The organism is Shewanella basaltis, from assembly GCF_023283885.1.
GTDB lineage: Bacteria > Pseudomonadota > Gammaproteobacteria > Enterobacterales > Shewanellaceae > Shewanella > Shewanella basaltis.
Genome location: NZ_JAKILA010000008.1, coordinates 43,673 through 67,715, shown reverse-complemented (window position 1 = coordinate 67,715; position 24,043 = coordinate 43,673). Strand labels below are relative to the sequence as shown.

The 24,043-nt window shown below is 41.1% G+C and carries 19 protein-coding genes and 3 tRNA genes; 4 read left to right on the top strand and 18 right to left on the bottom strand.

Translation table 11 applies throughout. The features are described from left to right. Positions 1–219: 219 nt before the first annotated feature. From lon to L2703_RS07955, 7 genes are all read right to left on the bottom strand, one after another. Positions 220–2,571, bottom strand: coding sequence for an endopeptidase La (gene lon / locus L2703_RS07985; RefSeq protein WP_248970577.1), 2,352 nt, complete (start codon positions 2,569–2,571; stop codon positions 220–222). Positions 2,572–2,702: 131 nt separating this feature from the next. Next, positions 2,703–3,983 carry an ATP-dependent protease ATP-binding subunit ClpX gene (gene clpX / locus L2703_RS07980; protein WP_248970576.1) on the bottom strand — a complete coding sequence of 427 codons (1,281 nt, stop codon included), beginning with the start codon at positions 3,981–3,983 and terminating at the stop codon, positions 2,703–2,705. 128 nt (positions 3,984–4,111) lie between these two features. After that, on the bottom strand, positions 4,112–4,723 hold the full coding sequence (gene clpP / locus L2703_RS07975; protein ID WP_160053354.1) for an ATP-dependent Clp endopeptidase proteolytic subunit ClpP: 612 nt from the start codon (positions 4,721–4,723) through the stop codon (positions 4,112–4,114). A gap of 90 nt (positions 4,724–4,813) precedes the next feature. Continuing rightward, a complete protein-coding gene (gene tig / locus L2703_RS07970) occupies positions 4,814–6,118 on the bottom strand; it encodes a trigger factor (protein ID WP_248970575.1) in 1,305 nt (434 codons plus the stop codon). A gap of 380 nt (positions 6,119–6,498) precedes the next feature. Further along, positions 6,499–6,574 (bottom strand) — tRNA-His (locus L2703_RS07965). A gap of 8 nt (positions 6,575–6,582) precedes the next feature. Next, positions 6,583–6,659, bottom strand: a tRNA-Arg gene (locus L2703_RS07960). A 96-nt stretch (positions 6,660–6,755) separates the two neighbouring features. Next, positions 6,756–6,832 (bottom strand) — tRNA-Pro (locus L2703_RS07955). Positions 6,833–7,112: 280 nt separating this feature from the next. On the opposite strand from L2703_RS07955, the gene folD reads away from it, so the two are divergent. Continuing rightward, on the top strand, positions 7,113–7,967 hold the full coding sequence (folD, locus tag L2703_RS07950; RefSeq protein WP_248970574.1) for a bifunctional methylenetetrahydrofolate dehydrogenase/methenyltetrahydrofolate cyclohydrolase FolD: 855 nt from the start codon (positions 7,113–7,115) through the stop codon (positions 7,965–7,967). 88 nt (positions 7,968–8,055) lie between these two features. Here folD and cysS read toward each other — a convergent pair whose 3' ends face one another. Then, on the bottom strand, positions 8,056–9,435 hold the full coding sequence (gene cysS, locus L2703_RS07945; RefSeq protein WP_248970573.1) for a cysteine--tRNA ligase: 1,380 nt from the start codon (positions 9,433–9,435) through the stop codon (positions 8,056–8,058). 143 nt (positions 9,436–9,578) lie between these two features. On the opposite strand from cysS, the gene L2703_RS07940 reads away from it, so the two are divergent. Together L2703_RS07940 and L2703_RS07935 are read left to right on the top strand one after the other, a co-directional pair. Next, positions 9,579–10,073, top strand: coding sequence for a peptidylprolyl isomerase (locus tag L2703_RS07940; protein WP_248970572.1), 495 nt, complete (start codon positions 9,579–9,581; stop codon positions 10,071–10,073). A 2-nt stretch (positions 10,074–10,075) separates the two neighbouring features. Continuing rightward, positions 10,076–10,798 carry a UDP-2,3-diacylglucosamine diphosphatase gene (locus tag L2703_RS07935; RefSeq protein ID WP_248970571.1) on the top strand — a complete coding sequence of 241 codons (723 nt, stop codon included), beginning with the start codon at positions 10,076–10,078 and terminating at the stop codon, positions 10,796–10,798. Positions 10,799–10,817: 19 nt separating this feature from the next. Here L2703_RS07935 and miaE read toward each other — a convergent pair whose 3' ends face one another. Next, positions 10,818–11,588, bottom strand: a complete 771-nt coding sequence (gene miaE / locus L2703_RS07930) for a tRNA isopentenyl-2-thiomethyl-A-37 hydroxylase MiaE (RefSeq protein ID WP_248970570.1) — start codon at positions 11,586–11,588, stop codon at positions 10,818–10,820. A 372-nt stretch (positions 11,589–11,960) separates the two neighbouring features. Between miaE and L2703_RS07925 the strand changes: the two genes are divergently transcribed. After that, positions 11,961–12,557, top strand: coding sequence for a Yip1 family protein (locus tag L2703_RS07925; RefSeq protein WP_248970569.1), 597 nt, complete (start codon positions 11,961–11,963; stop codon positions 12,555–12,557). 64 nt (positions 12,558–12,621) lie between these two features. Here L2703_RS07925 and glnS read toward each other — a convergent pair whose 3' ends face one another. From glnS to L2703_RS07880, 9 genes are all read right to left on the bottom strand, one after another. Continuing rightward, complete coding sequence (glnS, locus tag L2703_RS07920) at positions 12,622–14,292, bottom strand: glutamine--tRNA ligase (RefSeq protein WP_248970568.1); 1,671 nt, start codon at positions 14,290–14,292, stop codon at positions 12,622–12,624. Between the two features lie 896 nt (positions 14,293–15,188). After that, on the bottom strand, positions 15,189–17,501 hold the full coding sequence (gene feoB, locus L2703_RS07915; RefSeq protein ID WP_248970567.1) for a Fe(2+) transporter permease subunit FeoB: 2,313 nt from the start codon (positions 17,499–17,501) through the stop codon (positions 15,189–15,191). After that, complete coding sequence (locus L2703_RS07910; RefSeq protein ID WP_248970566.1) at positions 17,494–17,733, bottom strand: FeoA family protein; 240 nt, start codon at positions 17,731–17,733, stop codon at positions 17,494–17,496. The genes feoB and L2703_RS07910 overlap by 8 nt, the downstream gene beginning before the upstream one ends. A 196-nt stretch (positions 17,734–17,929) precedes the next feature. Then, positions 17,930–18,466, bottom strand: coding sequence for a GNAT family N-acetyltransferase (locus L2703_RS07905; protein WP_248970565.1), 537 nt, complete (start codon positions 18,464–18,466; stop codon positions 17,930–17,932). A 96-nt stretch (positions 18,467–18,562) separates the two neighbouring features. Further along, positions 18,563–18,841 carry a peptidylprolyl isomerase gene (locus L2703_RS07900; RefSeq protein ID WP_248970564.1) on the bottom strand — a complete coding sequence of 93 codons (279 nt, stop codon included), beginning with the start codon at positions 18,839–18,841 and terminating at the stop codon, positions 18,563–18,565. Positions 18,842–18,917: 76 nt separating this feature from the next. After that, positions 18,918–20,747, bottom strand: coding sequence for a DUF885 domain-containing protein (locus L2703_RS07895; protein WP_248970563.1), 1,830 nt, complete (start codon positions 20,745–20,747; stop codon positions 18,918–18,920). A gap of 1,020 nt (positions 20,748–21,767) precedes the next feature. Continuing rightward, positions 21,768–23,015 carry a tetratricopeptide repeat protein gene (locus tag L2703_RS07890; protein ID WP_248970562.1) on the bottom strand — a complete coding sequence of 416 codons (1,248 nt, stop codon included), beginning with the start codon at positions 23,013–23,015 and terminating at the stop codon, positions 21,768–21,770. After that, positions 23,015–23,635: an energy transducer TonB gene (locus L2703_RS07885; protein ID WP_248970561.1), complete on the bottom strand. Its 621-nt coding sequence runs from the start codon at positions 23,633–23,635 to the stop codon at positions 23,015–23,017. Before L2703_RS07885 ends, L2703_RS07890 begins: the two co-directional genes overlap by 1 nt. Before the next feature lies 1 nt (position 23,636). Then, positions 23,637–24,041: an ExbD/TolR family protein gene (locus L2703_RS07880; RefSeq protein WP_188739792.1), complete on the bottom strand. Its 405-nt coding sequence runs from the start codon at positions 24,039–24,041 to the stop codon at positions 23,637–23,639. Between the last annotated feature and the right edge of the window lie 2 nt (positions 24,042–24,043).

The window sequence follows — 24,043 nt, the reverse complement described above, 5'->3', positions numbered from 1 at the left end:
TTAGAGCGGTCTGCGGAGGCTTTATTGTAATAAGTTTGATAACGCATCAAACTTAGTATGAAAACCAAAAAAAATAAAATTGGATACAGCTCAATGTCAGATGCCCCAAGGGCTTGGTGCGTCTGACTCTCCACAGACCTAGGCTACCACAGGTCAGCGTTTTGTTAAGCCCCTTTTTTCACTTTTTTTATGCTCTACAGCAATTTTTTTACTGATAAGCTATTTTTTAACCACTTCAAACCCTTCAACTGGTCGCTCAAGCGCCAGTTTCAAGACTTCATCAACCCAACGTACAGGGTGAATGGTTAAATCAGCAATCACATTTGCCGGAATCTCTTCCAAATCACGTTCGTTCTCTTTCGGGATCAATACGTGTTTTATTCCGCCGCGATGTGCTGCCAATAGCTTCTCTTTCAATCCACCGATAGGCAATACTTCACCACGTAAAGTAATTTCGCCAGTCATGGCAACGTCACTTCGCACAGGATTACCTGTTAAACTCGATACTAAGGCGGTACACATTGCCGCACCGGCTGACGGACCGTCTTTTGGCGTTGCGCCTTCGGGCACATGCACATGAATATCGCGCTTTTCATAAAAGTCGTTATTAATGCCTAAATTTTCAGCGCGAGCACGTACTACCGTCATCGCCGCTTGAATCGACTCTTTCATAACATCGCCAAGCGAACCGGTATAAGTTAATTTACCTTTACCGGCAACAGAGGTCGCTTCAATTGTCAACAAATCGCCGCCAACTTGAGTCCAGGCAAGACCAGTCACTTGACCAATTTGATTACTCGACTCTGCTTTGCCAAAGTCAAAACGTTGTACACCTAAAAACGATTTTAAATTATCTTGATTAACTTCAACCACTGTAACGGTTTTATCTAATAAGATTTGTTTAACCACTTTACGGCATATTTTAGACAATTCGCGTTCTAAAGAGCGCACACCCGCTTCACGAGTGTAATAACGGATAATGCCTAAAATAGCACTGTCATCGACAATGATTTCTTTTGCTTTAAGACCATTACGTTCAACTTGCTTTGGCAGTAAATGTTGCTTGGCAATGTTCAATTTTTCATCTTCGGTGTAGCCCGACAAACGGATCACTTCCATACGGTCAAGTAGTGGACCAGGAATGTCCATTGAGTTTGAAGTCGCCACAAACATCACGTCAGATAAATCGTAATCCACTTCTAAATAATGGTCATTAAAAGTCGCGTTTTGTTCTGGGTCGAGTACTTCTAACAAGGCTGATGATGGATCGCCACGCATGTCAGAGCTCATCTTGTCTATTTCATCAAGTAAGAACAATGGGTTTTTAACACCAACTTTTGCCATTTTCTGAATCACTTTACCAGGCATCGAGCCAATGTAAGTTCGGCGATGACCACGAATTTCCGCTTCATCACGAACGCCACCTAATGCCACGCGCACATACTTACGACCTGTGGCTTTCGCAATAGATTGTCCTAGTGAAGTCTTACCAACACCTGGTGGTCCTACTAAACACAAAATTGGGCCTTTAAGCTGTTTAACTCGGCTTTGTACCGCTAAATACTCAAGAATACGCTCTTTGACTTTTTCAAGACCATGGTGATCTGTGTCTAGCACTTCTTGTGCTTTGGCTAAATCACGCTTAATTTTAGAGCGTTGCTTCCAAGGTACAGATGTCATCCAATCAACATAACTGCGCACCACCGTCGCTTCTGCTGACATCGGAGACATCATTTTCAATTTATTGAGTTCAGCACTGGCCTTTTCTTTGGCGTCAGTTGGCATGCCCGCTTCTTCAATTTTACGCGCCAATACTTCAAATTCGTCATGGCTTTCGTCAATGTCGCCTAGCTCTTTTTGAATGGCTTTCATTTGCTCATTCAAATAGTATTCGCGTTGGCTTTTTTCCATTTGCTTTTTAACGCGGGTACGGATACGTTTCTCAACTTGTAGCAAGTCGATTTCCGATTCCATCATCGCCATTAGGTATTCCAGACGCTCGCCCACATTGATCATTTCTAATACCGATTGCTTGTCTTCAAGCTTTAGCGGCATGTGTGCGGCCATGGTGTCGGCTAAACGCGCGGCTTCATCAATGCCCGACAATGAAGTCAGCACCTCTGGCGGGATTTTTTTATTTAGCTTTATGTAACCTTCAAATTGGCCAATGGCACTTCGGACAAGTACTTCTTCTTCTTTGTCACTTAATACTTGAGATTCTAGGTATTCAGCCGTTGCGGTAAAAAACTCTTCTTCTTGAGTATACCGTTTAATTTTTGCGCGCTGACCACCTTCCACAAGTACTTTTACCGTGCCGTCTGGCAGTTTTAACAACTGTAAAATCGACGCGACAGTACCGATATCAAAAATATCGTCTTTTGTTGGCTCGTCGAGATCGGCATCACGCTGGGCGACTAATAAAATTTGCTTGTCTTGTTCCATTGCCGATTCTAGGCAACGAATGGATTTTTCCCGTCCTACGAATAGCGGAATTACCATATGCGGGTAAACCACCACATCTCGCAGTGGTAATACGGGGAGTTCGATATGCGCTTCACGCTCTTGGGTCATGGCTCGATTCCGTTTAATGAAATAGACTTAATACTGAGTATATTGGGGTGATGTTGTCAGTTTCAATGGTTTATACGAAAAAAGGAGCCCAATGGACTCCTTATTTTTCAATTTACTGACTATCAGGGTAATTATTGTTCGCCTGATGCGACCTGAGTGTCGGTGTTTTCGTAAATTAAGATCGGGGCAGACTCACCTTTCACCACCGACTCGTCAATGACGGCTTTAATCACGCCTTCTGTTGACGGAATATCGTACATAGTATCAAGCAGAATACTTTCAACAATCGAACGTAATCCACGGGCACCCGTTTTACGTGACATGGCTTTATGGGCAATGGCTTGTAATGCATCTTCGCGGAACTCTAGTTCTACGTTTTCCATTTCAAATAACGCGCCATATTGCTTAGTTAACGCATTTTTAGGTTCAGATAGAATCTGTACCAGTGCTGCTTCGTCTAACTCTGTTAATGTAGCAACAACAGGCAAGCGACCGATAAACTCAGGGATTAAACCGAATTTAACTAAATCACCCGGCTCTACTTGGCCTAAAATTTGTGAAATGGTTGCTTTATCGGCTTCGCCTTTCACTTCTGCACCAAAACCAATACCAGTGCCTGTGTGAGCACGTTGCTCAATCACTTTTTCAAGCCCTGCGAATGCGCCACCACAGATAAACAAAATTTTAGAAGTGTCTACCTGTAAAAATTCTTGTTGTGGATGCTTACGCCCGCCTTGAGGAGGCACAGAGGCAACCGTTCCTTCAATGAGCTTAAGTAAAGCTTGTTGTACACCTTCACCAGACACGTCTCGAGTGATCGATGGATTGTCTGATTTACGGCTAATTTTGTCGATTTCATCGATGTAAACAATGCCGCGCTCAGCTTTCTCTACGTCATAATCACATTTTTGCAGTAGCTTTTGGATGATGTTTTCAACATCTTCCCCCACATAACCGGCTTCAGTTAATGTGGTGGCATCAGCCATGGTAAACGGCACATTAAGTGAACGGGCTAAGGTTTCTGCCAGCAAGGTTTTACCGCTACCGGTTGGACCAATAAGCAAAATGTTACTTTTACCAAGTTCTACACCACCTTTGGCCACACCATTGCGCAAGCGTTTGTAGTGGTTATACACAGCTACGGCCAGTACTTTCTTAGCTTGGTCTTGGCCAATGACATAGTCGTCTAAATGCTGGCGTAGTTCATGTGGTGTCGGTAATTTGTCTTCATCACGCTTAGGTGAAATCTCTTTGATTTCTTCGCGGATGATGTCGTTGCATAAATCAACACATTCATCACACACATAAACCGATGGGCCAGCAATCAGCTTTCTGACTTCATGTTGACTTTTTCCGCAAAAAGAGCAGTACAGCAATTTGCCGCTGTCACCGTTATTTTTGTTATCGCCCATTATTCTACCTCTGGTTGCAGCCTAGACTTTACATCTGAGCTCTGCTTGTCGATATGCATACTGACTGTATATCTGGATTATTCATTAGGATGAAGAATAACCCAGTCACAATAAAAAATCAGCCTGTATTAACTACGTGTGGTTAATACCGAGTCTACTAAACCGTATTCAACTGCTTGAGGGGCACTCATAAAGTTATCACGATCAGTGTCACGCTCGATCACTTCTAGCGGTTGGCCTGTGTGATCGGCTAACATTTGGTTCAATTTATTCTTAATGCCTAAAATCTCTTGTGCATGAATGGCGATATCAGATGCTTGACCTTGGAACCCACCTAATGGTTGGTGGATCATCACGCGAGAGTTAGGTAAACAATGACGCTTACCTTTTGTACCACCAGCAAGTAAAAACGCCCCCATACTCGCAGCCTGTCCCATACATACAGTGCTTACATTTGGTTTAATAAATTGCATGGTGTCATAAATGGCCATCCCTGCTGTCACAGAACCACCAGGTGAATTGATGTAAAGGTAAATGTCTTTATCTGGGCTTTCTGACTCAAGAAATAATAGTTGGGCCACAATGAGGTTAGCCATATGCTCTTCAACTTGGCCAACTAAAAAAATAACACGCTCTTTTAATAAACGAGAGTAAATATCATAAGAACGTTCACCTTTCGCTGTTTGTTCAACAACCATAGGTACAAGCGCATTGAGTACTGATTCTGGTGCTTTATGCATTATTCATTTCCCTAAAATAAAAATGGCCCGCATGAGGAACCTCATACGAGCCATTATAAATGGCGAACGCCTTGTTAAGTCAAGCTTAGCTTACGCTCTGCCTGTAGCCTTGTTCATAAATTCTTCAAAAGCGACGTCTTTAGTGGTCACTTTAGCTGATTTTAGTAGGGCTTCAACAGCTTGCTCTTCAAGTGCAACGTTGCGCATGTTTTGCATGAGTTCTTTATTTGAGTTGTAATAAGCAACAACTTCAGATGGATCTTCATACGCAGAAGCCATAGATTCGATCAATGCATTAACACGATCTTCTTCAGCTTTTAGCTCATTTGTTTTGATGACTTCGCCTAATAGCAAACCAATCTTCACACGACGCTCTGCTTGTTCAGTGAATAATTCAGCTGGTAGCTCAGGCATGTTTTCAGTTTGACCGCCAAAACGTTGCATAGCTTGTTGACGTAATACGTTAACTTCACCATCAACCAATGCTTTAGGGATAACGATGTCGTTAGCCGCTAACAAACCAGTAATCACTTGCTCTTTCACGTTAGCTTTAAGCGCTTGCTCTAGCTCACGAGTCATGTTTTTACGGATTTCAGCTTTAAGCGCTTCTAAACCGCCTTCAGCAATACCAAATAGTGAAGCAAATTCGTCGTTCACTTCTGGTAAGCTGGCACCTTGAACTTCAGTTAACGTAATCGCGAATTTAGCCGCTTTACCTTTTAAGTTTTCAGCGTGGTAATCTTCTGGGAATGACACTTCGATATCGAACGTTTCACCGGCTTTATGGCCAACAACACCCGTTTCAAAACCAGGGATCATACGGTTTGAACCGATTTGAAGTTCGAAATCATCAGCTTTGCCGCCTTCAAACTCTTCGCCGTCGATTGAGCCAACAAAGTTCATTTTCACTTTGTCGCCATCAGCGGCTTCACGCTCAACAGCTGCATAAGTTGCATGTTGCTTGCGTAGCGTTTCAATCATAGTGTCAACATCGGCATCGTTAACTTCAGCTTTTGGCTGTTCAACGGTAATAGTGTCTAAACCAGTTAACGTTACTTCTGGGTAGATTTCGAATGTCGCAACAAACTGGAAAGTGTCACCTTCAGTAGTACCAGGTGTAAATACTGGTGCACCTGCTGGGTTTAATTTTTCAGCGACGATTGCTTCAATAAAGTTACGTTGCATCACTTCACCAGTGATGTCTTGACGAATGGCTTTACCGTAACGCTTGTTGATTTCAGAGACTGGTACTTTACCAGGGCGGAAACCAGGAAGACGAGCACGTTTTGCTTCACGTAATACGTTGTCTTTAACCAATTTCTCGATTTGCTCAGCAGGTACAGAAATAGTTAGGCGACGCTCTAGGCCTTGAGTTGTTTCAACAGAAACTTGCATTGTTTTACCTCGAAATATGTCTAACGTTCTTTGTAATAGTCGACAACTCAACTATTTGATATTCGTTTCTTGACCGTGTGTTTAGCTAAGGCCGCCAGCACAGCGAAATTAATGATGCTGAAGACGCTGTTGGTTCAGGTAGCTTATTTTTGATATTTATCAAGACGCGACATTATAGCCACCGTTTTTCGCATAGTCGAGCCTGAAAAGGCCGATTTAAGCGATAAAACCGACCAGTTCTAGCCATTTTGACGTGTTTGCACGTTTAATGTGCTAATTACTCTGTGATGCAACAACTGAAATAAACTATCGGAAGGGTTCTTTTTTAAAGACTGCCAGCAGGCATTTTTTTGCACTGACATGGTTTCATAAAAGAAAAATGGGGTGACTGATGGGGCTCGAACCCACGACAACCGGAATCACAATCCGGGACTCTACCAACTGAGCTACAATCACCACTGAAATGGTACGCCCGGCAGGGTTCGAACCTGCGACCACCCGCTTAGAAGGCGGGTGCTCTATCCAACTGAGCTACGGGCGCATGTTGCAACAATAATGCTGCTTCCTGTCTGGCTAAACAAGTTTAACACTTGTTTGATTATTTGTTTAGTGATTGACTGAAACAAATAATTGAATTTGGTCGGTGATAGAGGATTCGAACCTCTGACCCTCTGCTCCCAAAGCAGATGCGCTACCGGGCTGCGCTAATCACCGAGTTGTGTTCTTTAACGATTAAACACTGTGGTTATCATCATCTTGTCTCAAGAACGGAGCGCATCTTAACGAGTCACTTTGTTATCGTCAACGATTTTTTTGTACTAATTGTTTATATGCTGAATTTAGCAGCAAAAAGAGTGATTAGCATCATAGCGCGAATAGTTTATTCACTGTATTTCCCTGTCTAGCAAATGACACTCTTTTAATCGCCTGTTAGAATACACACCGTTTTATTCATCAGCCTCAACCTGCGTCATTCAAAGGAAACTCTACAGCCATGACTGCTCAACTTATTGACGGTAAAGCCATTGCACAATCAATTCGAAGTACTCTCAAACACAAGGTAAACGCTCGTAAAGAAGCAGGCCTTCGTGTACCAGGACTGGCTGTTATTTTAGTCGGCAGTGATGCGGCATCGCAAGTATATGTGGGCAGTAAACGCAAAGCATGTGAGGAAGTCGGATTTAAATCGCAATCTTTTGATCTTGATGCCAGCACATCCGAAGCCGAATTATTAGCCCTAATAGATGAATGCAATAACAACCCTCAAATAGACGGCATTTTAGTCCAATTACCATTGCCTGATCATATTGACGACTCTAAGGTCATTGAACGTATTCGTCCAGATAAAGATGTTGATGGATTCCACCCATATAACGTAGGACGTTTAGCGCAACGTATTCCCGTACTGCGCTCATGTACCCCAATGGGCATCATGACTTTAATTAAATCCACTGGTGTCGATACCTACGGATTAGATGCCACTGTGGTGGGCGCATCAAATATTGTGGGTCGTCCAATGACATTAGAATTACTTTTAGCAGGTTGCACCACAACAACATGCCACCGTTTTACAAAAAACTTAGAGCAAAAAGTGCGTCAAGCAGATTTATTGGTCGTTGCTGTGGGCAAACCGGGCTTTATTCCTGGTGAGTGGATAAAACCGGGGGCAATTGTTATTGATGTGGGTATTAATCGTTTAGACGATGGCACCTTAGTAGGTGATGTAGAATTTGATGTGGCGGCGCAACATGCAGCCTTTATTACACCTGTACCTGGCGGCGTCGGTCCCATGACGATTGCCAGTCTTTTAGAAAATACCCTTTATGCCTGTGAGCAATATCACAGCTAACTTATCGTGGTTAAACCAACGGTAAAACATTAAAAAAGCCTGCAACTTGCAGGCTTTTGTTTATGACTATCTCGAAGACTACCTGTAACTATTTTTTGCGCCACGTAGTGCCGCTTGGGCCGTCTTCTAAAATCACCCCAAGTTCATTAAGACGATTTCGGGCGACATCAGCTGCAGGCCAATCCTTTTCAGTACGAGCGCGGTTACGCTCAACAATTAATGCCTCAATTTCAGCCACTTCATCATCGCTGCCCTCACCTTTAAAGAAAGCTTCAGGTGTTTGATTGACAAGACCTAAGACGTCAGTTAATTGCTTAAGGCTAACACCAAGCGCTGATGCAGCTGCCATATCTGTTAATTTAAGGCGATTGATTTCACGTACCATGTCAAATAGCACCGAATACGCTTCTGGAGTATTAAAGTCATCATCCATAGCCTGTTTAAATTTAGCCACATATTGCTCTGCGTTTGCTGGGGCAACGGTTAAATCTAAATCTTTAAAGGCAGTATATAAACGCTCTAGTGCTGCACGAGCTTGCTTTAAGTTATCTTCTGAATAATTTAGTTGGCTACGGTAATGACCAGACAATAAAAAGTAACGCACGGTTTCTGGATCATAATGTTCAAGCACATCACGAATAGTAAAGAAATTACCTAAAGACTTAGACATTTTCTCACGGTCGACCATCACCATACCAGAATGCATCCAGTAGTTAACGTAAGGTGTATCGTGAGCACAGCATGACTGAGCAATTTCATTCTCATGATGTGGGAACTGTAAATCACTGCCACCACCATGAATGTCAAAATGTACGCCTAAATGTTTGCTGTTCATTGCTGAACACTCAATGTGCCAACCAGGACGCCCAGGGCCCCATGGTGACTCCCATGTAGGTTCACCCGGCTTTGACATTTTCCATAATACAAAGTCCATTGGATTTTGTTTAGTTTGATCCACTTCAACTCGCGCGCCAGCCTGCAACTGGTCGAGGTTTTGCCCGGATAAACGGCCATAATCTTTGTAAGAAGCAACGCTAAAGAGCACATCACCATCAGGGGCTACGTAGGCATGGCCGCGATCGAGTAATAATTGCACCATGTCAATAATTTCTGGCATGTGCAAAGTGGCACGAGGTTCAAAATCGGGACGCAACATATTTAACGCATCAAAATCGCGATGCATCTCAACGGTTAAACGCTCTGTTAGCGAATCACATGACTCATTATTTTCAGCAGCACGTTTGATGATTTTATCATCGACATCGGTAATATTGCGCTGAAAATTAACCTCGTAACCAACATAACGTAAATAACGCACTATCATGTCAAATGAAACAAAAGTACGTCCGTGACCAATATGACATAAATCGTAAATTGTCACGCCACACACGTACATGCCAATTTTACCTGGAGTTATTGGTTTAAATTCTTGTTTTTCACGACTGATACTATTGTAAATTTTCAACATCGAAAGTTCTCTTTTACACTAATTTATAAAGGTAAATACTAATGTCGAGTCTAGCATGATGTGGACTGTTTTGAACACTGCACTTTAAGCTGCAATCAAGATAAGTTAGAATCGCGCAACTTATTTATATTAGGCGAATACCAATGGTTACTTTACACACAAATTTTGGCGACATCACTTTACAACTTGATGCAGAAAAAGCACCGTTAACTGTTGCTAACTTTATGAAATATGTTGATGAAGGTTTTTATGACAGCACCATTTTTCACCGTGTTATTGATGGCTTTATGATCCAAGGTGGCGGTTTTACCGAAGACATGGCGCAAAAACGTTGCAATGAAACAGTAAAAAATGAAGCCAACAATGGTTTATCAAACCGCAAAGGCACTATTGCTATGGCTCGCACATCGGATCCGCATTCTGCTACTGCGCAATTTTTTATTAACATCAACGACAACACCTTTTTAGACTTTAAATCAGAAACAACTCAAGGTTGGGGTTACTGTGTATTTGGCGAAGTCGTAGAAGGTATGGATGTTGTGGAAAAAATTAAAGCGGTAGCCACTGGTAACCGCGGTATGCACCAAAATGTCCCTTTAGAAGCTGTCGTTATCAATAATGTTAGCGTAAAAGCATAATTTTGAAGCGCACTGTCTTTGTGGGCGATTTGCACTTAAGTGCTGATCGCCCCGATATCACCCAAGCATTTTTAGACTTTTTAGCCTATGGCTTAAAAGACGCCGAGGCGTTATACATTATTGGCGATTTGTTTGAGGTTTGGATGGGTGACGATATTGCAGAGCCCTTTACTCAAGATATTGCCAAAGCCATTAAAGCCGTCTCTAGATTAATGCCTGTGTATTTTACACATGGCAATCGCGATTTTATGGTAGGTCGCACTTTTTGCAAGCAGGCTGGTATGCAGATCTTACCTGAAGTCCATTGCATTAATTTATATGGGATTCGAACTGTCGTTCTGCATGGTGATAGCCTTTGCACACTCGATGAAGCTTATCAACGTTTTAGACGCTTTAGGAGTATTGGAGCGGTTCGTTGGATATATGCTCACTTACTACCGAAAAAAACGCGATTAAACATTGCAGCAAAAATTCGTCAAAAAAGTGTACAAGGCAACCAACAAAAACAATATGAAATCATGGATGTTGAACCATCGGCAGTTGATAGCCTATTAGCAACGACTGACTGTAGGCGAATGATCCATGGCCATACCCATAGGCCAGATATTCATCAACTAGCAGAACATAAAGAGCGCATTGTCGTTGGCGATTGGTACACCCAAGGTAGTGTGCTATCGGTAAGTGCGCAAGGATGTGAATTACAACAAAGGCCCTTCACTTCATAAGCCAGTGTTCCCTGCTGAGTTAACAACTAACAGGGATCCCACTGTGAAAACGAAACTCATTATCTTCGGCTAAAATCAATGCAGCTTCTTGTTCTCTAAAATATGCTATGCGTTCGCTGATATCCCCTTCAAAAACGGCTTCTGCAAGTGTGAGGTAATCTTGATAATGCCGAGCTTCAGAACGCAGTAGCGACACATAAAATTTGCTGAGCTCATCATCTAAATGAGGAGCTAACTTAGCAAAACGTTCACAAGATCTAGCCTCGATAAATGCCCCAACAATCAATTTATCAACGATGGTTAATGGTTCATGTGTGCGTACATGGCTAATGAGTCGTTTTGCATAACTCCCAGCCCGAATATTGCTATATTCAATGCCTCTGTCACTCATGATTTTTAATACTTGCTCAAAATGGTGAAATTCTTCTTTTATTAATCGCACCATTTTTGTCAATAAGTCTGTGCTTATAGGCAACACCTGGCTAGCAACAAGCTCACTGGTAATATCATTTTTCTTCATTTCACGAGACAAAAAGGACTTGATATCCCCACGCTGGTTATAAACAAAATCTTCATAGGGTTTAGCCCAATTAAGCAAAATTCTGGCGCTTTGTTTATCAATGGCATACTTACGGATCATCGCCATTGCAGTTTGAGCTGCCTTTAGCTCACAATTACAATGATCAATGAGCAATAATGATAATTGCTCTGGTTTTTTAGCTTGTGCAACCCAACTGTCTGGCGTTTCACAACCTAAAAATTGGTTAATGGGTTCAAGTAATTGCTGCATAAGATCATAAATCCTGAAAAAATCTGATGATAATTTTACCTTTTTGACGATCTTTTCTGAAGCTCAAAACGTAATAGAACTTGACGAAAGCGTATTTATGTTCAATAAATAGACTACACACCAAGTGATTTAACCGTAAATTAACATTCTATTTAGGGTCAACATTAACTTAGTGTGTCCAATCTCCTTAAAGAGACCTCTAGTTGGGATGAGGTTAAACTTAGCAATTGGTAGTAAACACCCACATTGTTTCGTTTACATTAGCCAGTTGTTTAGTTAAGTGAACTGATTAAGGCGATTGATAAAGAGCTGTAGTCAGTTCGCCTGTTGTTTGGCGAGCTAGGTCAAGAATGCTAAACAAGGATAACTATAATGGTATTAAATCACTTAATGGGGCTCTACACTCATCCTAAACAAGAGTGGCAAACAATTGAACAAAACCACGAAGCACTAAAAAGTAGCTTGAGTCATGTGTTACTCATCGCACTCATTCCCGCAATTTGCTCTTACTTTGCTACGGCTCATATTGGTTGGCATCCCGGCGTCGGTGAGGCAATGTTTCTCACCTCCAAAAGCGCACTGTTTATGTCTATCGGAATGTACTTTGGCTTAATCATTGGCGTGCTGGCATTAGCATATTTAGCATTTTGGATGGGAAGAACTTTTGACGCTAACCCAACCTATACCCAAGCTTTGGAATTAGCAGCCTATACTGCAACCCCACTGTTTATGGTCGGTTTATCAGCATTGTATCCCGTATTGTGGTTCATGATGGTGGTCGGCTTAATAGGCTTAGCGTACTCTGTATACTTATTGTATGCAGGCGTTCCCATTATTATGAATATTCCTGAAGAAAAAGGGTTTATCTACGCAAGCTCTGTTGTAACCGCAGGATTAGTATTACTCGTTGCCTTGATGGCTTCTAGCGTGATTTTATGGAGCGTGGGATTTGGCCCAATGATGCAATAAAATGAATGCTGCAAACAAAAAAGGCGCCAAGGCGCCTTTTTTAATCGTACTGTTTAAAAATTCATTACGCAAAAGAATCACGAAGTGGAACGGTTAAGTTAAACACAAGATGATCACTGCTCGAATCTTTATTGTCTGCGCAAAAATAACCTTCTCGCTCAAACTGATAAGCTTTCTCTGCTGGCGCGTTAATTAAGCTCGGTTCAACCAAACCTTGCACCACAACTAAAGACTGTGGATTTAACACCTCATCAACAGTCTCGAATCCGGCTGGGTTTTCCTGAGTAAATAGACGATCATAAAGACGAAACTCAGCAGGTTTTGCTGTTGTAGCCTCAACCCAATGAATGACACCTTTAACTTTACGTCCATCCGCAGGATTTTTACCTAACGTATCAGCATCGTAAGTACAGTAAATGGTTGTTACATTGCCTTGGGCATCTTTGTCGCAACGTTCAGCTTTGATAATATACGCATTGCGTAGACGAACTTCTTTACCTAATACAAGACGTTTAAAGTGCTTGTTAGCCTCTTCTTTAAAATCTTCAACATCGATAAAAAGCTCACGGCCAAAAGACAACTCACGAGTACCCATAGCGTCATTGTTTGGATGAGCAGGAGCAGAAATGGTTTCAGGCTGTGCATTAGGATAATTTTCGATAATGACTTTTACCGGTCTTAAAACTGCCATTGCACGCGGTGCATGCTCATTTAATTCTTCACGAATACACGCATCTAACATACCAACTTCAACTAAGTTTTCTTGCTTAGTTACACCAATACGTAAGCAAAACTCACGGATAGATGCTGGGGTATAACCGCGACGACGCAAGCCTGCAATCGTAGGCATACGTGGGTCATCCCAGCCATCAACCAATTTTCGAGTCACTAAATCATTCAGCTTACGCTTTGACATTAAAGTGTATTCAAGATTTAAACGAGAAAATTCATATTGTCTTGTACGATTTGGCGCTTGAAAATCATCTAAATGATCTAATACCCAATCGTATAAACGACGGTTATCTTGGAATTCTAAAGTACAAATTGAGTGAGTAATGTTTTCAATCGCATCTGAGATACAATGAGTAAAATCGTACATTGGATAAATACACCACTTGTCACCCGTTTGGTGGTGATGTGCAAAACGAATACGGTATATAACCGGATCACGCATACACATAAATGGTGATGCCATATCAATTTTTGCGCGTAAAGCACATTCACCCTCTTTGAATTCACCTTTACGCATTTTTTCAAACAGCGCGAGGTTTTCTTCTGGGGATGTGTCACGATAAGGACTATTTTTACCTGGCTCTTTTAATGTGCCACGATATTCACGAGTCTGCTCTCCAGTGAGAAAGCACACATAAGCAAGGCCTTTATTGATAAGCTCAATTGCATACTGATGCAATTGGTCAAAGTAATTAGACGAATAACGAATATCGCCGGACCATTGAAAGCCTAACCAACGCACATCTTCCTGAATCGACTTTACATAATTAATGTCTTCTTTTTCAGGGTTAGTATCATCAAAACGTAAGTTACATTGCCCCTGGTAATCTTGTGCAATACCAAAGTTCAAGCAAATAGACTTAGCGTGTCCAATATGCAAAAAGCCGTTAGGTTCTGGCGGAAAACGAGTATGAACTTGGCTGTGCTTACCGCTACTTAGGTCTTCGTCTATGATATTACGAATGAAGTTACTAGGACGTACTTCGGTGTCCACATGACTCATGGAATTCCTCTTGGCACACAATGGCAATATGAATAAAAAACAGATGATCCTACAGTTCTTCAGCAGTTACAACTACTAGCACCGAAAAAATAGCCAGATAGCTAAAAAATATCAATTCTTTCTGTTGGATCTTGCCAGAATCACAATATGGTTAAAATGCCTTTGTGCATTATATGAGTATTGACTCAGCGAGAATTGAACAGGGCTTAATCTAGATGCATGAATGGATGAATAGTTATTCTATTTCAAAGTCATGTAGCTCTTGTGGCAACCTTCAACACTCGCCATAAAAGAATACACCAACCGCTTTTGCTATGCGTGATTGCCATCTGAAAGGGAACAACCATCACAGCATAGCAATGCCTTAATCAAAACCGCCAGTCACATTCTAAGTAATCATATATCAATCTGAACTCTGGATAACAAACACCCTGCTAACCGCCCTTTATCTTTCTCACTGCGTTACTCACCTACAATAACAATACTTGCAATGGGCTAGCTATTGGCGCATTGATCAGCCTGGTGATTATACCAATCCGCATTAGAATATGCTCTTTTAGCGAAAGTTATCAGTGAGGAATTAGAGGCAGCCTTTTGAGGGCATAGTGCACTACGTTAAGAAAGGCTAACAAAGAAGACCACGCTGATAAATTCGCCCTTCGGGGCTGCGTCACAAACCCCATTACGGCTTCAAATAACTTTGATGTAGATGACTACACCTGCAGTCATTTTCATTGTACTGGGGCTAGTGACACAGCCTAAAATAGATCACATTCTAATAAGGATTGGTATTAATACATATCTTGTCCTGGATTGAGCTATATTAATTCGGGTTAGTATGAGTAATAAAAAAACCCAGCAAAGCTGGGTTTTCATCAACACATAGAGCGATTTATTTATTCAGTCACAATCCTAATGCCTGGAATAATTTGTTGTGCTTGTCTGCCCTTTTTACTCAACCACATGTAAAAAACAACTAATGCGATAACAAAAAAACCAATCCAACAGGCAGACTGAACCGGGTGCTTCGAGAATGTGGCGCCCTGGTAAATCACGGTTGCGGAGCCATAGGCCAATGAAAAGGTCCATATCGCGGCGAAACGAGCCCACTTTGCACCAAACTCATTAACTAACGCGCCCATAGCGGCTACACAAGGTGTATAAAGCAAAATAAATAGCAAATATGAGAACGCAGCAAGCTGAGTCTTAAAACCACTCTGAAGAGCACTAAATGTTGAAGTATCCACTGATAATTCTGCAGCTGCTTCGTCTAAATCGGTAATACTGGCAATTGCAATAGAAAGAGGATCATCTGGCTCAATACCCAATAAGTTTGTTGGTATCGTCGCTAAGCCTACTTTAACACTGTCCCAAATAGACAACATTTCTTCTTCGTCGCCATTTGAAGTGCTGTATAGACTGTTTAAGGTGCCAACAACGGCTTCTTTTGCAAAAATACCGGTAATAATACCTACTGTCGCGGCCCAGTTATCTTGCTCTATCCCCATTGGAGCAAAAAGCGGAGTGACCTGTTGGCTAGCAACACTTAATAGCGACTCTTTACTGTCTTCATGACCAAAAGATCCATCTGTGCCAATTGCATTAACAAAGTTAAGTAAAGTAACCACTATAATGATGGTTTTACCTGCGCCCATCACAAAGCTTTTAGTGCGCTTTGTCATGCGAGAAAATACCGCTTTAATTTTAGGCATTTCGTAGCTAGGAAGTTCCATTACTACTGCACTGCTGGTACCTGGTAGTAATGTTTTACGTAATAATAACCCTGTGCCGATCGCAGCTAAAATGCCAATGATGTAAAGTAAAAATACTAAATTTTGGCCTGATTGCGGAAAAAATGCTGCCGCAAATAACGCATAAACAGGTAGACGCGCACTACATGACATAAAAGGGGCCATCATGCCCGTTACAATACGTTCACGCTCGCTGCCTAGCGTTCTGGTGGCCATAATGGCTGGTACTGAGCAACCAAAGCCAACAATCATTGGCACAAACGCTTTACCTGGCAAACCAATACGGCGCATTAAGCCGTCAACCACAAAAGCTGCACGAGCCATGTAACCTGAAGCTTCTAAAACAGATAATGCTAAAAATAATGCAGCCACTACAGGGATAAAGGTTGCAACAGTTTGAATGCCTTGCCCAATACCACCAGCTAAAATAGTCACTAGCCAATCGGGGGATCCCATTGACGCTAATAAAGCACCAAAATGATCAACAAATATAGCCCCTGCGGTAATATCAAAGAAATCGATAAACGAATTACCAACGTTAATACTGAATAAAAACATTAAGTACATTACGAACAGGAATACCGGAATACCCAATACAGGATGAAGCACCACGTTATCTAATCGATCTGATGCACTAATGTGTGCACCTTGATTAACTGAAGATTCAAACACGCTTTGAACAAAGTCATAACGGGTTGTCGCTATCATAATTTCGATGTCAGCACCTGTTTGTTCAGCTCGTTGAACACATAGCTGAACTGTTTCATGCAATTGAACTTCGCTGGTACCACAAGCATTACCATGGCTATTGGCTAAAATAGATAAGGCCTGACCACGGCTTAACGCTGCAAGATTCTGTTGCTCATTTTGCTGCTGTAACGCACTAATACTTGTCTCGATATCATCTGGATAAGCTAAAACTAATGGTATTGTTTTATCGTTTGTCTCCAGCAGAGTTAAGATTTGAGCCTGTAATTGTTCAACATCGGCTTGATGACGCGAAGAAATCGCAATAACAGGGCAACCTAAGCGAGTTGACATATCTGCTACATTGATATTAATGCCAAGTTTTTTTGCCGCATCAATTTTATTAATAACCACAATCATCGGAATACCGAGTTCACGTAGTTGAGTTGTCAAATAAAGATGACGCTCTACGTTTGTGGCATCCACTAAATTGATAATTGCATCAACTTGTTGATTGGCTAAATAGTTTTGAGCAATTTGCTCGTCTAAAGAACAATCACAGCTGTTACCAGCGGGTAATAAGTCATAAATGCCAGGTAAATCGGTGAGTGAGATATCAACGCCAGAATAAGTGAATTTGCCGGTTTTCTTTTCGACAGTGACCCCAGACCAGTTACCCACTTGTTGGTTGGCACCTGTTAAGGCATTAAAAAGCGTCGATTTACCTGCGTTTGGATTGCCTACCGTAACGCAATGGAATTGTTTAGTCATTCGTTAATACTACCTCAATGATATCGGCCAGATCGCAACGCATGCATAATTTACTGCCACGTAAATCTAATTCAACACCCGTGCCCATTGGTGCTCGGCGAATAAAAGAAAAATGTGTATTGGGTGTTATGCCCATCGATAACAATTTACGCTTTACCGTTTGCGGTAATGTTAATTGCCCGATTTCAGAGATAATTGCGCGATCTCCAGCTTTGAGTTCACTCAGTTTCATGTAGCACTTACCTTTAACAACATAATTAACGGCTAAAAGTTTATCTGAGCTTTGCATTCGAAACTCAAATATAGATCAAAGTTTAATCCGCTAACGAGAATAGTTTTCACTTGTATTACGTATTATGTGACAAATGCCCAATAGAATATAGTGCCACAGACAATTTATTTTGAATCGAGGAGCTTGAAACAAAGGATTATTCTCTTTGAGCTGCTAATAATCCTAAATAACAATCATCGAACCAAGTTCCTTCAATGCAAGTGTGTTGGCGCAATGTGCTCTCAACGATGAACCCAACCTTTTGAAGAACATTAAGAGAAGCAATGTTACTACTGGCACAAATACCAATAAACTTATGCATTTGAAATTGCAACGCTCCCCAATCAACAATAGTACGCAAACTTTCGGTCGCAAAGCCCATGCCTTGTTGGTTTGGTGTAATGAGATAGCCAACTTCTGCGCGTTTTAAGGCTAAATCATCGCACCTAAAACCAATTAATCCAACAAATTGCTGGTTATCATGGCGCTCTATTGCAAGAGAAAGCCACTCACCACTGTCAAATAGCCAAGGTGAAACCCGTTGATTAAATTTTGTGTTTATTGCACTTTCTGACTCTACTGGACGAATATATTGATTAACCGCTTCATTTAAATGCAAATGTAAAAAATCATTCCAATCGGAATGCCTTAAATTACGAAGAAGCACTCTGTCGGCATATAGCTGTATTTGCATAATGAACCTACAAATTCTGAATCAATTTTACCCCAAATGGGTATAAAAAATGGCAGCCTTGAGGCTGCCATTGTCACCAATCAATGCAGTGGTGTATTAACCACGGCTAGTCACTTCAAGCAAATGGTAACCAAATTGTGTTTTGACTGGGCCTTGAACCACATTTAACGGCGCACTGAACACTACTTCATCAAATTCTTTTACCATCATACCTGGGCCGAATGAACCTAAATCACCACCTTGAGCACCAGAAGGACATGATGAATTGGCTTTTGCCACATCAGCAAAATCAGCACCAGCTTCAATTTGTTGTTTCAACGTATTGCATTGTTCTTCTGTGCTAACGAGTAAATGTCTTGCAGTTGCTTGTACCATTTCATGGCTCCTAAAAAATATTCTTAATAAAAAATAACACTATCATAATGACACTAAGATGACACATGGCATTAAATCACTTTTTTGCAGACTCTGATTTTATCCAATCTGCAATCTTATTTTCCATCACAGCCATCGGTAACGAGCCAGTCGTTAGCAATTGATCGTGAAAACCTTTTAAATCAAACTTATCACCCAGGGCTTTTTCAGCATCTGCGCGCAATCGTAAAATAGTAAGCTGTCCCACTTTATACGACAAAGCTTGACCCGGTATCGCCATGTAGCGCTCGACTTCGGCAACGATATCCGACTCAGCCATAGGGGAGTTATCTTTCATGTATTGAATCGCTTGTTCGCGACTCCAACCTTTAGCATGTAAACCAGTATCAACAACCAAACGCATTGCGCGCAGCATTTCGTCAGATAACTTACCAAAATATTGATATGGGTCGCTAAAAACCCCCATTTCAATACCTAAATATTCGGCATACAAGGCCCACCCCTCTTCAAAAGCAGTATAGCCTTGGAAGCGTTGGAACTGAGGTACGTCTGTCAATTCTTGCTTAATAGCTATTTGAAAATGATGTCCAGGTGCGGCCTCGTGTAAAGATAACGTAGTCATGCCCCATTTAGGCTGAGCTTTTAAATTATAAGTGTTGATATAGAAAATACCTGGACGCGAACCATCAACCGCAGGAGATTGATAAGATGCGCCTGCTGCAGACTTTTCTCTAAAAGCCTCTACTGGCTTGACGATGTAATCCGCTTTTGGCATTACATCAAAATACTGTGGTAATACTGCATTTATTTTGTCTTTGATGGCCATATAACCATCAATCAAATCTTGCTTATCAGTGAAGAAATATTGTGGTTCAGAGGATAACGACGCAAAAAACTCGCTTAGATCACCTTTAAAACCAACCTGCTCTCTTACTTTATCCATTTCAGATAAAATTCTAGCGACCTCAGACAAGCCAATTTGATGGATCTCATCTACAGGGAGTGTAGTAGTGCTATGGCTATTAGCCAGATGTTGATACCAATCTTTACCATTAGGTAAGCCCCACCACCCATCAGATGCTCGCGCATTAGCTAAATAGGTTTCACTGACATATTGACGTAATTGAGTCAGTGCAGGCAATAATTCGTTATCAATTAGGCCTTGATACTCTTTAGCTAATTCTGACTTTTCGTCAGCGGTAAAACTGTCCGGCATCAAATTAATAGGGGAATAGAATAAACTGTTTTTTGCACCATCAACTAATTGAGCGTCAAGTTGAGGGATGATTTTCTCAACAAGCACTCTTGGCAGAACCACTTTACTGGCAATACCCTCATCCATTCGTTGCTGTGCTAACGAAATCCACTTAATGAAGCCACGAAGACGAGACAACCAGTTTTTATAATCTTGCACCGTATTAAAAGGCTGTGCACTTTCACCAGTACCTAGCTGAACCATAGTAAAAACAGTATTGTAAAACTGGTTAATCGGGAGGAAACGTTCTGGATATGTTTCGCCAATCAGTTCCATATTGCGATCATATACAAACATGTCGTAGCTAAGCTTTAATGAAGGAGTTAACTGACTCACATCAATCGATTTTGCTAGTTCAAAATAACGACTATTGAGTTGGTGACGCTGTGTTAAGTATTCTTCTGTTAATGAACCACCAAACTGATCGTTATAATCGTTAACGCCAACAAAAGTTGCGTATATAGGTTCAAGTTTAAGTTGCTCGTTAAAAAAGGCATCCACCATATCTAGGTACTGTTGAGAAGCTGTTTTTTCAACAACTGCAGCAGCCACACTTTCGGTCGCTTTAGATGGAGGTGTTGGAGCACTATCTGAACACCCTTGAGTCGACACTAATAATGACACGGCAAGTGCCAGCATTGTTTTATTCATTGTTATTATTCCTTAACACATTCGCCACAGATATTGACTCTGTTTGTCGATTCACAAAGGCTTTACACTATTAGGTGTATTGCATGAGAATTCGTTTAAAAATGAAATCAAATTACCTTAGTATTGTATCTGTGCATCGAACTACTTGAAACTAAACTTGCTAAAATACACACAAATTAACAATTTAGTCTATATAACCTCTAATCTAGGTCAGTAACGCCTTTCAGACTGTCAATTTACCGTTCTTATTGGTTAACTTAACTTGCAAAGCCTATCTTGACGTATCATTCACCTGTTAATAAAACACCTTACATGCTTGAAAAGACTGACGTTAACATTTTAACCTTATCAACACATTACTGATTAAGAGTATAGATTACACAGCCTTGATAGACATAAGAACACCTATAGGTTGTTGGATTGTGAATGAACATAATGAGTACTGTAATTTATCGTATTACAGTATTTTCATTCATGATGTGAGAAATCAGAGTCAATCAGACAGTTCATTTTGTAGCGCATTACTGCACTCTTTAGGCATTTAAACAAATAAATAGGGAGTCTTAGCGGATCATGTTAGCCGCATTTGGAGACTTAACACCCTCAATAACATAGTGACTTACGACTGCAGGATGTAGGAGGTAGAAAAACTCACGAGCAATTGTCGACGACTGCATGGACGCAGAAGGTAGAACAAGGCAGGAACAGTTGACGTCGACTACATGAACGCAGAAAAATAGTACAAAGCAGGAGAAGTTGTCGTCGACTACATGAACGCAGGAAATAGTACAAAGCAGGAGCCTTTCGTTACATAGACCACCTCACAAAAAAACACTGAATGCCACTAAATGACACAATATTGAGCGGAATTGGTATACACCATTGCACACAAGGTGACATCAAAAATGAGAATTTACGTGCCCTTTAGTATCAACCCAAAAACAAGTTAGTAGAGCACTTTTGTAAAACAGCAAAAAATAAAAAAGCCCCTAAAGAGGGGCTTTTAATACATCGAAAGTCTTAAAGCGTGATGTTGTGAATACGAGCCTTTTCTTTAATATAAGAAATATAACTCTTTGCACTACGCTCAGTCTTCTTATCATTAGCAGCTAACACTGCACGATTATAAGCAGACTTATACTTTTTGAGACTCAAGTAAGCTAAAGCAAGTTCAAATTGAGCTTCACCAGGGTTATCAATACCTGCATCAAGGGCTTTTTTAAGCACAGGAATTGCATCATTGAATTTTTGGTCTAAAGCTAGGATACGACCTTGCTTTAAGAACAAATCACCCTTGCCACTCACAGAGGCTGCCTTACCATAATAGTAAGCGGCTTCTTTTAACTCTTTAGCATTATGATAAAAACCAGCAAGAGTCGTTAAACTCTTCTCGTTCTCAGCAATAAGACCAGACTTCATGTGCTTTTCGAAAATAGTCGCAGCTTTGTAAGGCGAACCTTTTTGCGCTAACAACTGAGCTAAACGAGTAATGTTACCGTCTGTCTCTAAAAAGCCATTTTTATAAGCCAAATCATATGTTGCTAATGATTTATCATAATCTTCAGTCATTAAGTAAAACTGAGCTAACTGAACCCATAGACGTTTATCGTCTTGGAACAAAGGCACCATAATTTCTAACACTTTTACGGCATCTTTGTACTTTTTCTGGTTAAAGTAAGCAGTCAACTTCATCTGATACAAACCTTTATCAGGCGCTTCAGCTAAAGATAACCCTTTATCAGCTACTTCAAGTACTTTATTCCACTCTTTTAACTCAGTATGTGCAATACCAATACGACGATACATTTGCGCATCTGACTTACAGGTAAAGTCCATCCATTTGTAATAGTATGGAATCGCTTCTTTAAACTTTTTCTCTTGGAGTAGTAAATCTGCATACAAACGTAATGTTGCAGCATGATCTGTACCACCAAGAATATCAGCGTCTACAGCACCCTTTAAGTATTTGATTGCTGTACCCATCTGACCTTTTTCAGCGTAGAAGTTACCCAACATACGATCGACATAAGCTTTGTCGAAATCGTTTTTGGCATTAGCCTCAAGTAATATTGAAATTGCTTGGTCTAAATTACCTTCTGTGTAGGCTTCAAAAGATTTTTGAACTTTTTTTGCTGCACTTTCGCCTACTGCGCGAGATTGACGTTTATCAATCTCACACTTTTCAGCTGCAAATGCAGAACCAGACAACATTGCACTTGTACAGACTGAAAGTAATAACGCTGTAGCGATACTAGTAACTTTACGCATTATCTACCTCCCTTCTCTAAAGTAAAATCAAGTTGTACTGTCATACCAGGTTGTTTTAATGGCTTACCATCAACAATCTTTGGCTTGTATTTCCACTTTTTCAATGCGCGAATCGCTTCACGATCGAATAAACGCTTAGGTTCTGCTTTGATAACAGATACATCATCAACACCACCTAGCTCGTTAATAGTAAAGCTAAGTTGTACCCAACCCTCTTTACCATCTCGAGCAGCAGCAATTGGATACTGTGGCTCAATACGAACGATAGGAGTAGCGTCACCATCACGGGTCATCATGTTGCCTAGCTTGAAACCAGTACTTGGACCACCAGACTCAATACCACCCATATTAAACGCCATATTGGTGTCAATATTAGATGATGAATCAGGCGGAGTAGTATCCGGCTTCGGTGGCTGCTCCGGTGGTGGAGGTGGCTTAGGTGTAACCCTTGGTTTTTTCTGTGCCTTCGAATCCTGTTTATCCATCGTAATTTCAATAACAGGGGTTTCCGTTGATTCGTCGTTGCGCTGTGCGCCACCACCTACAAGGAAAGCCATGAAAGCAAACAGCCCAAAAGTCACTGCAGCACCAATGATTATTGATACGAGTGCTCTTAGCATATTACTCATTCCCCGCTGATACTGAAATTTTGTCAATACCCGCAGCTTTCACGTTATCAAGTACTTTAACAACCAAACCATGCTGGGTGTCTTTGTCCGCTTGAATCAGTACTGCTGCTTCAGGTGCTTCTGCTAACATACGTTCTACGTTAGCAGTTACACGTTCGATATCAACCTGACGGTTTTCCATCATAATGACGCCAGTTTTACTGATGCCAATAAAGATGTTTGCCGAAGGTTTAGACGTAGCCTGTGAAGCTTTAGGCTTGTTGTAGTCTAAGCCTGATGGCTTAACAAACGATGTTGTTACAATAAAGAAAATCAGCATGATAAACACGATGTCTAGCATCGGGGTCATATCAATTTGAGCTTCCTCTTCCATATTGGAATGCTTCTTACGTGCCATGT

Excerpts from the sequence above, each read along its gene's own strand:
- lon (WP_248970577.1), bottom strand. The coding sequence starts at position 2,571 with ATGACCCAAGAGCGTGAAGCGCATATCGAACTCCCCGTATTACCACTG.
- clpX (WP_248970576.1), bottom strand. The coding sequence starts at position 3,983 with ATGGGCGATAACAAAAATAACGGTGACAGCGGCAAATTGCTGTACTGC.
- clpP (WP_160053354.1), bottom strand. The coding sequence starts at position 4,723 with ATGCATAAAGCACCAGAATCAGTACTCAATGCGCTTGTACCTATGGTT.
- tig (WP_248970575.1), bottom strand. The coding sequence starts at position 6,118 with ATGCAAGTTTCTGTTGAAACAACTCAAGGCCTAGAGCGTCGCCTAACT.
- folD (WP_248970574.1), top strand. The coding sequence starts at position 7,113 with ATGACTGCTCAACTTATTGACGGTAAAGCCATTGCACAATCAATTCGA.
- cysS (WP_248970573.1), bottom strand. The coding sequence starts at position 9,435 with ATGTTGAAAATTTACAATAGTATCAGTCGTGAAAAACAAGAATTTAAA.
- L2703_RS07940 (WP_248970572.1), top strand. The coding sequence starts at position 9,579 with ATGGTTACTTTACACACAAATTTTGGCGACATCACTTTACAACTTGAT.
- miaE (WP_248970570.1), bottom strand. The coding sequence starts at position 11,588 with ATGCAGCAATTACTTGAACCCATTAACCAATTTTTAGGTTGTGAAACG.
- L2703_RS07925 (WP_248970569.1), top strand. The coding sequence starts at position 11,961 with ATGGTATTAAATCACTTAATGGGGCTCTACACTCATCCTAAACAAGAG.
- glnS (WP_248970568.1), bottom strand. The coding sequence starts at position 14,292 with ATGAGTCATGTGGACACCGAAGTACGTCCTAGTAACTTCATTCGTAAT.
- feoB (WP_248970567.1), bottom strand. The coding sequence starts at position 17,501 with ATGACTAAACAATTCCATTGCGTTACGGTAGGCAATCCAAACGCAGGT.
- L2703_RS07910 (WP_248970566.1), bottom strand. The coding sequence starts at position 17,733 with ATGAAACTGAGTGAACTCAAAGCTGGAGATCGCGCAATTATCTCTGAA.
- L2703_RS07905 (WP_248970565.1), bottom strand. The coding sequence starts at position 18,466 with ATGCAAATACAGCTATATGCCGACAGAGTGCTTCTTCGTAATTTAAGG.
- L2703_RS07900 (WP_248970564.1), bottom strand. The coding sequence starts at position 18,841 with ATGGTACAAGCAACTGCAAGACATTTACTCGTTAGCACAGAAGAACAA.
- L2703_RS07895 (WP_248970563.1), bottom strand. The coding sequence starts at position 20,747 with ATGAATAAAACAATGCTGGCACTTGCCGTGTCATTATTAGTGTCGACT.
- L2703_RS07890 (WP_248970562.1), bottom strand. The coding sequence starts at position 23,015 with ATGCGTAAAGTTACTAGTATCGCTACAGCGTTATTACTTTCAGTCTGT.
- L2703_RS07885 (WP_248970561.1), bottom strand. The coding sequence starts at position 23,635 with ATGCTAAGAGCACTCGTATCAATAATCATTGGTGCTGCAGTGACTTTT.
- L2703_RS07880 (WP_188739792.1), bottom strand. The coding sequence starts at position 24,041 with ATGGCACGTAAGAAGCATTCCAATATGGAAGAGGAAGCTCAAATTGAT.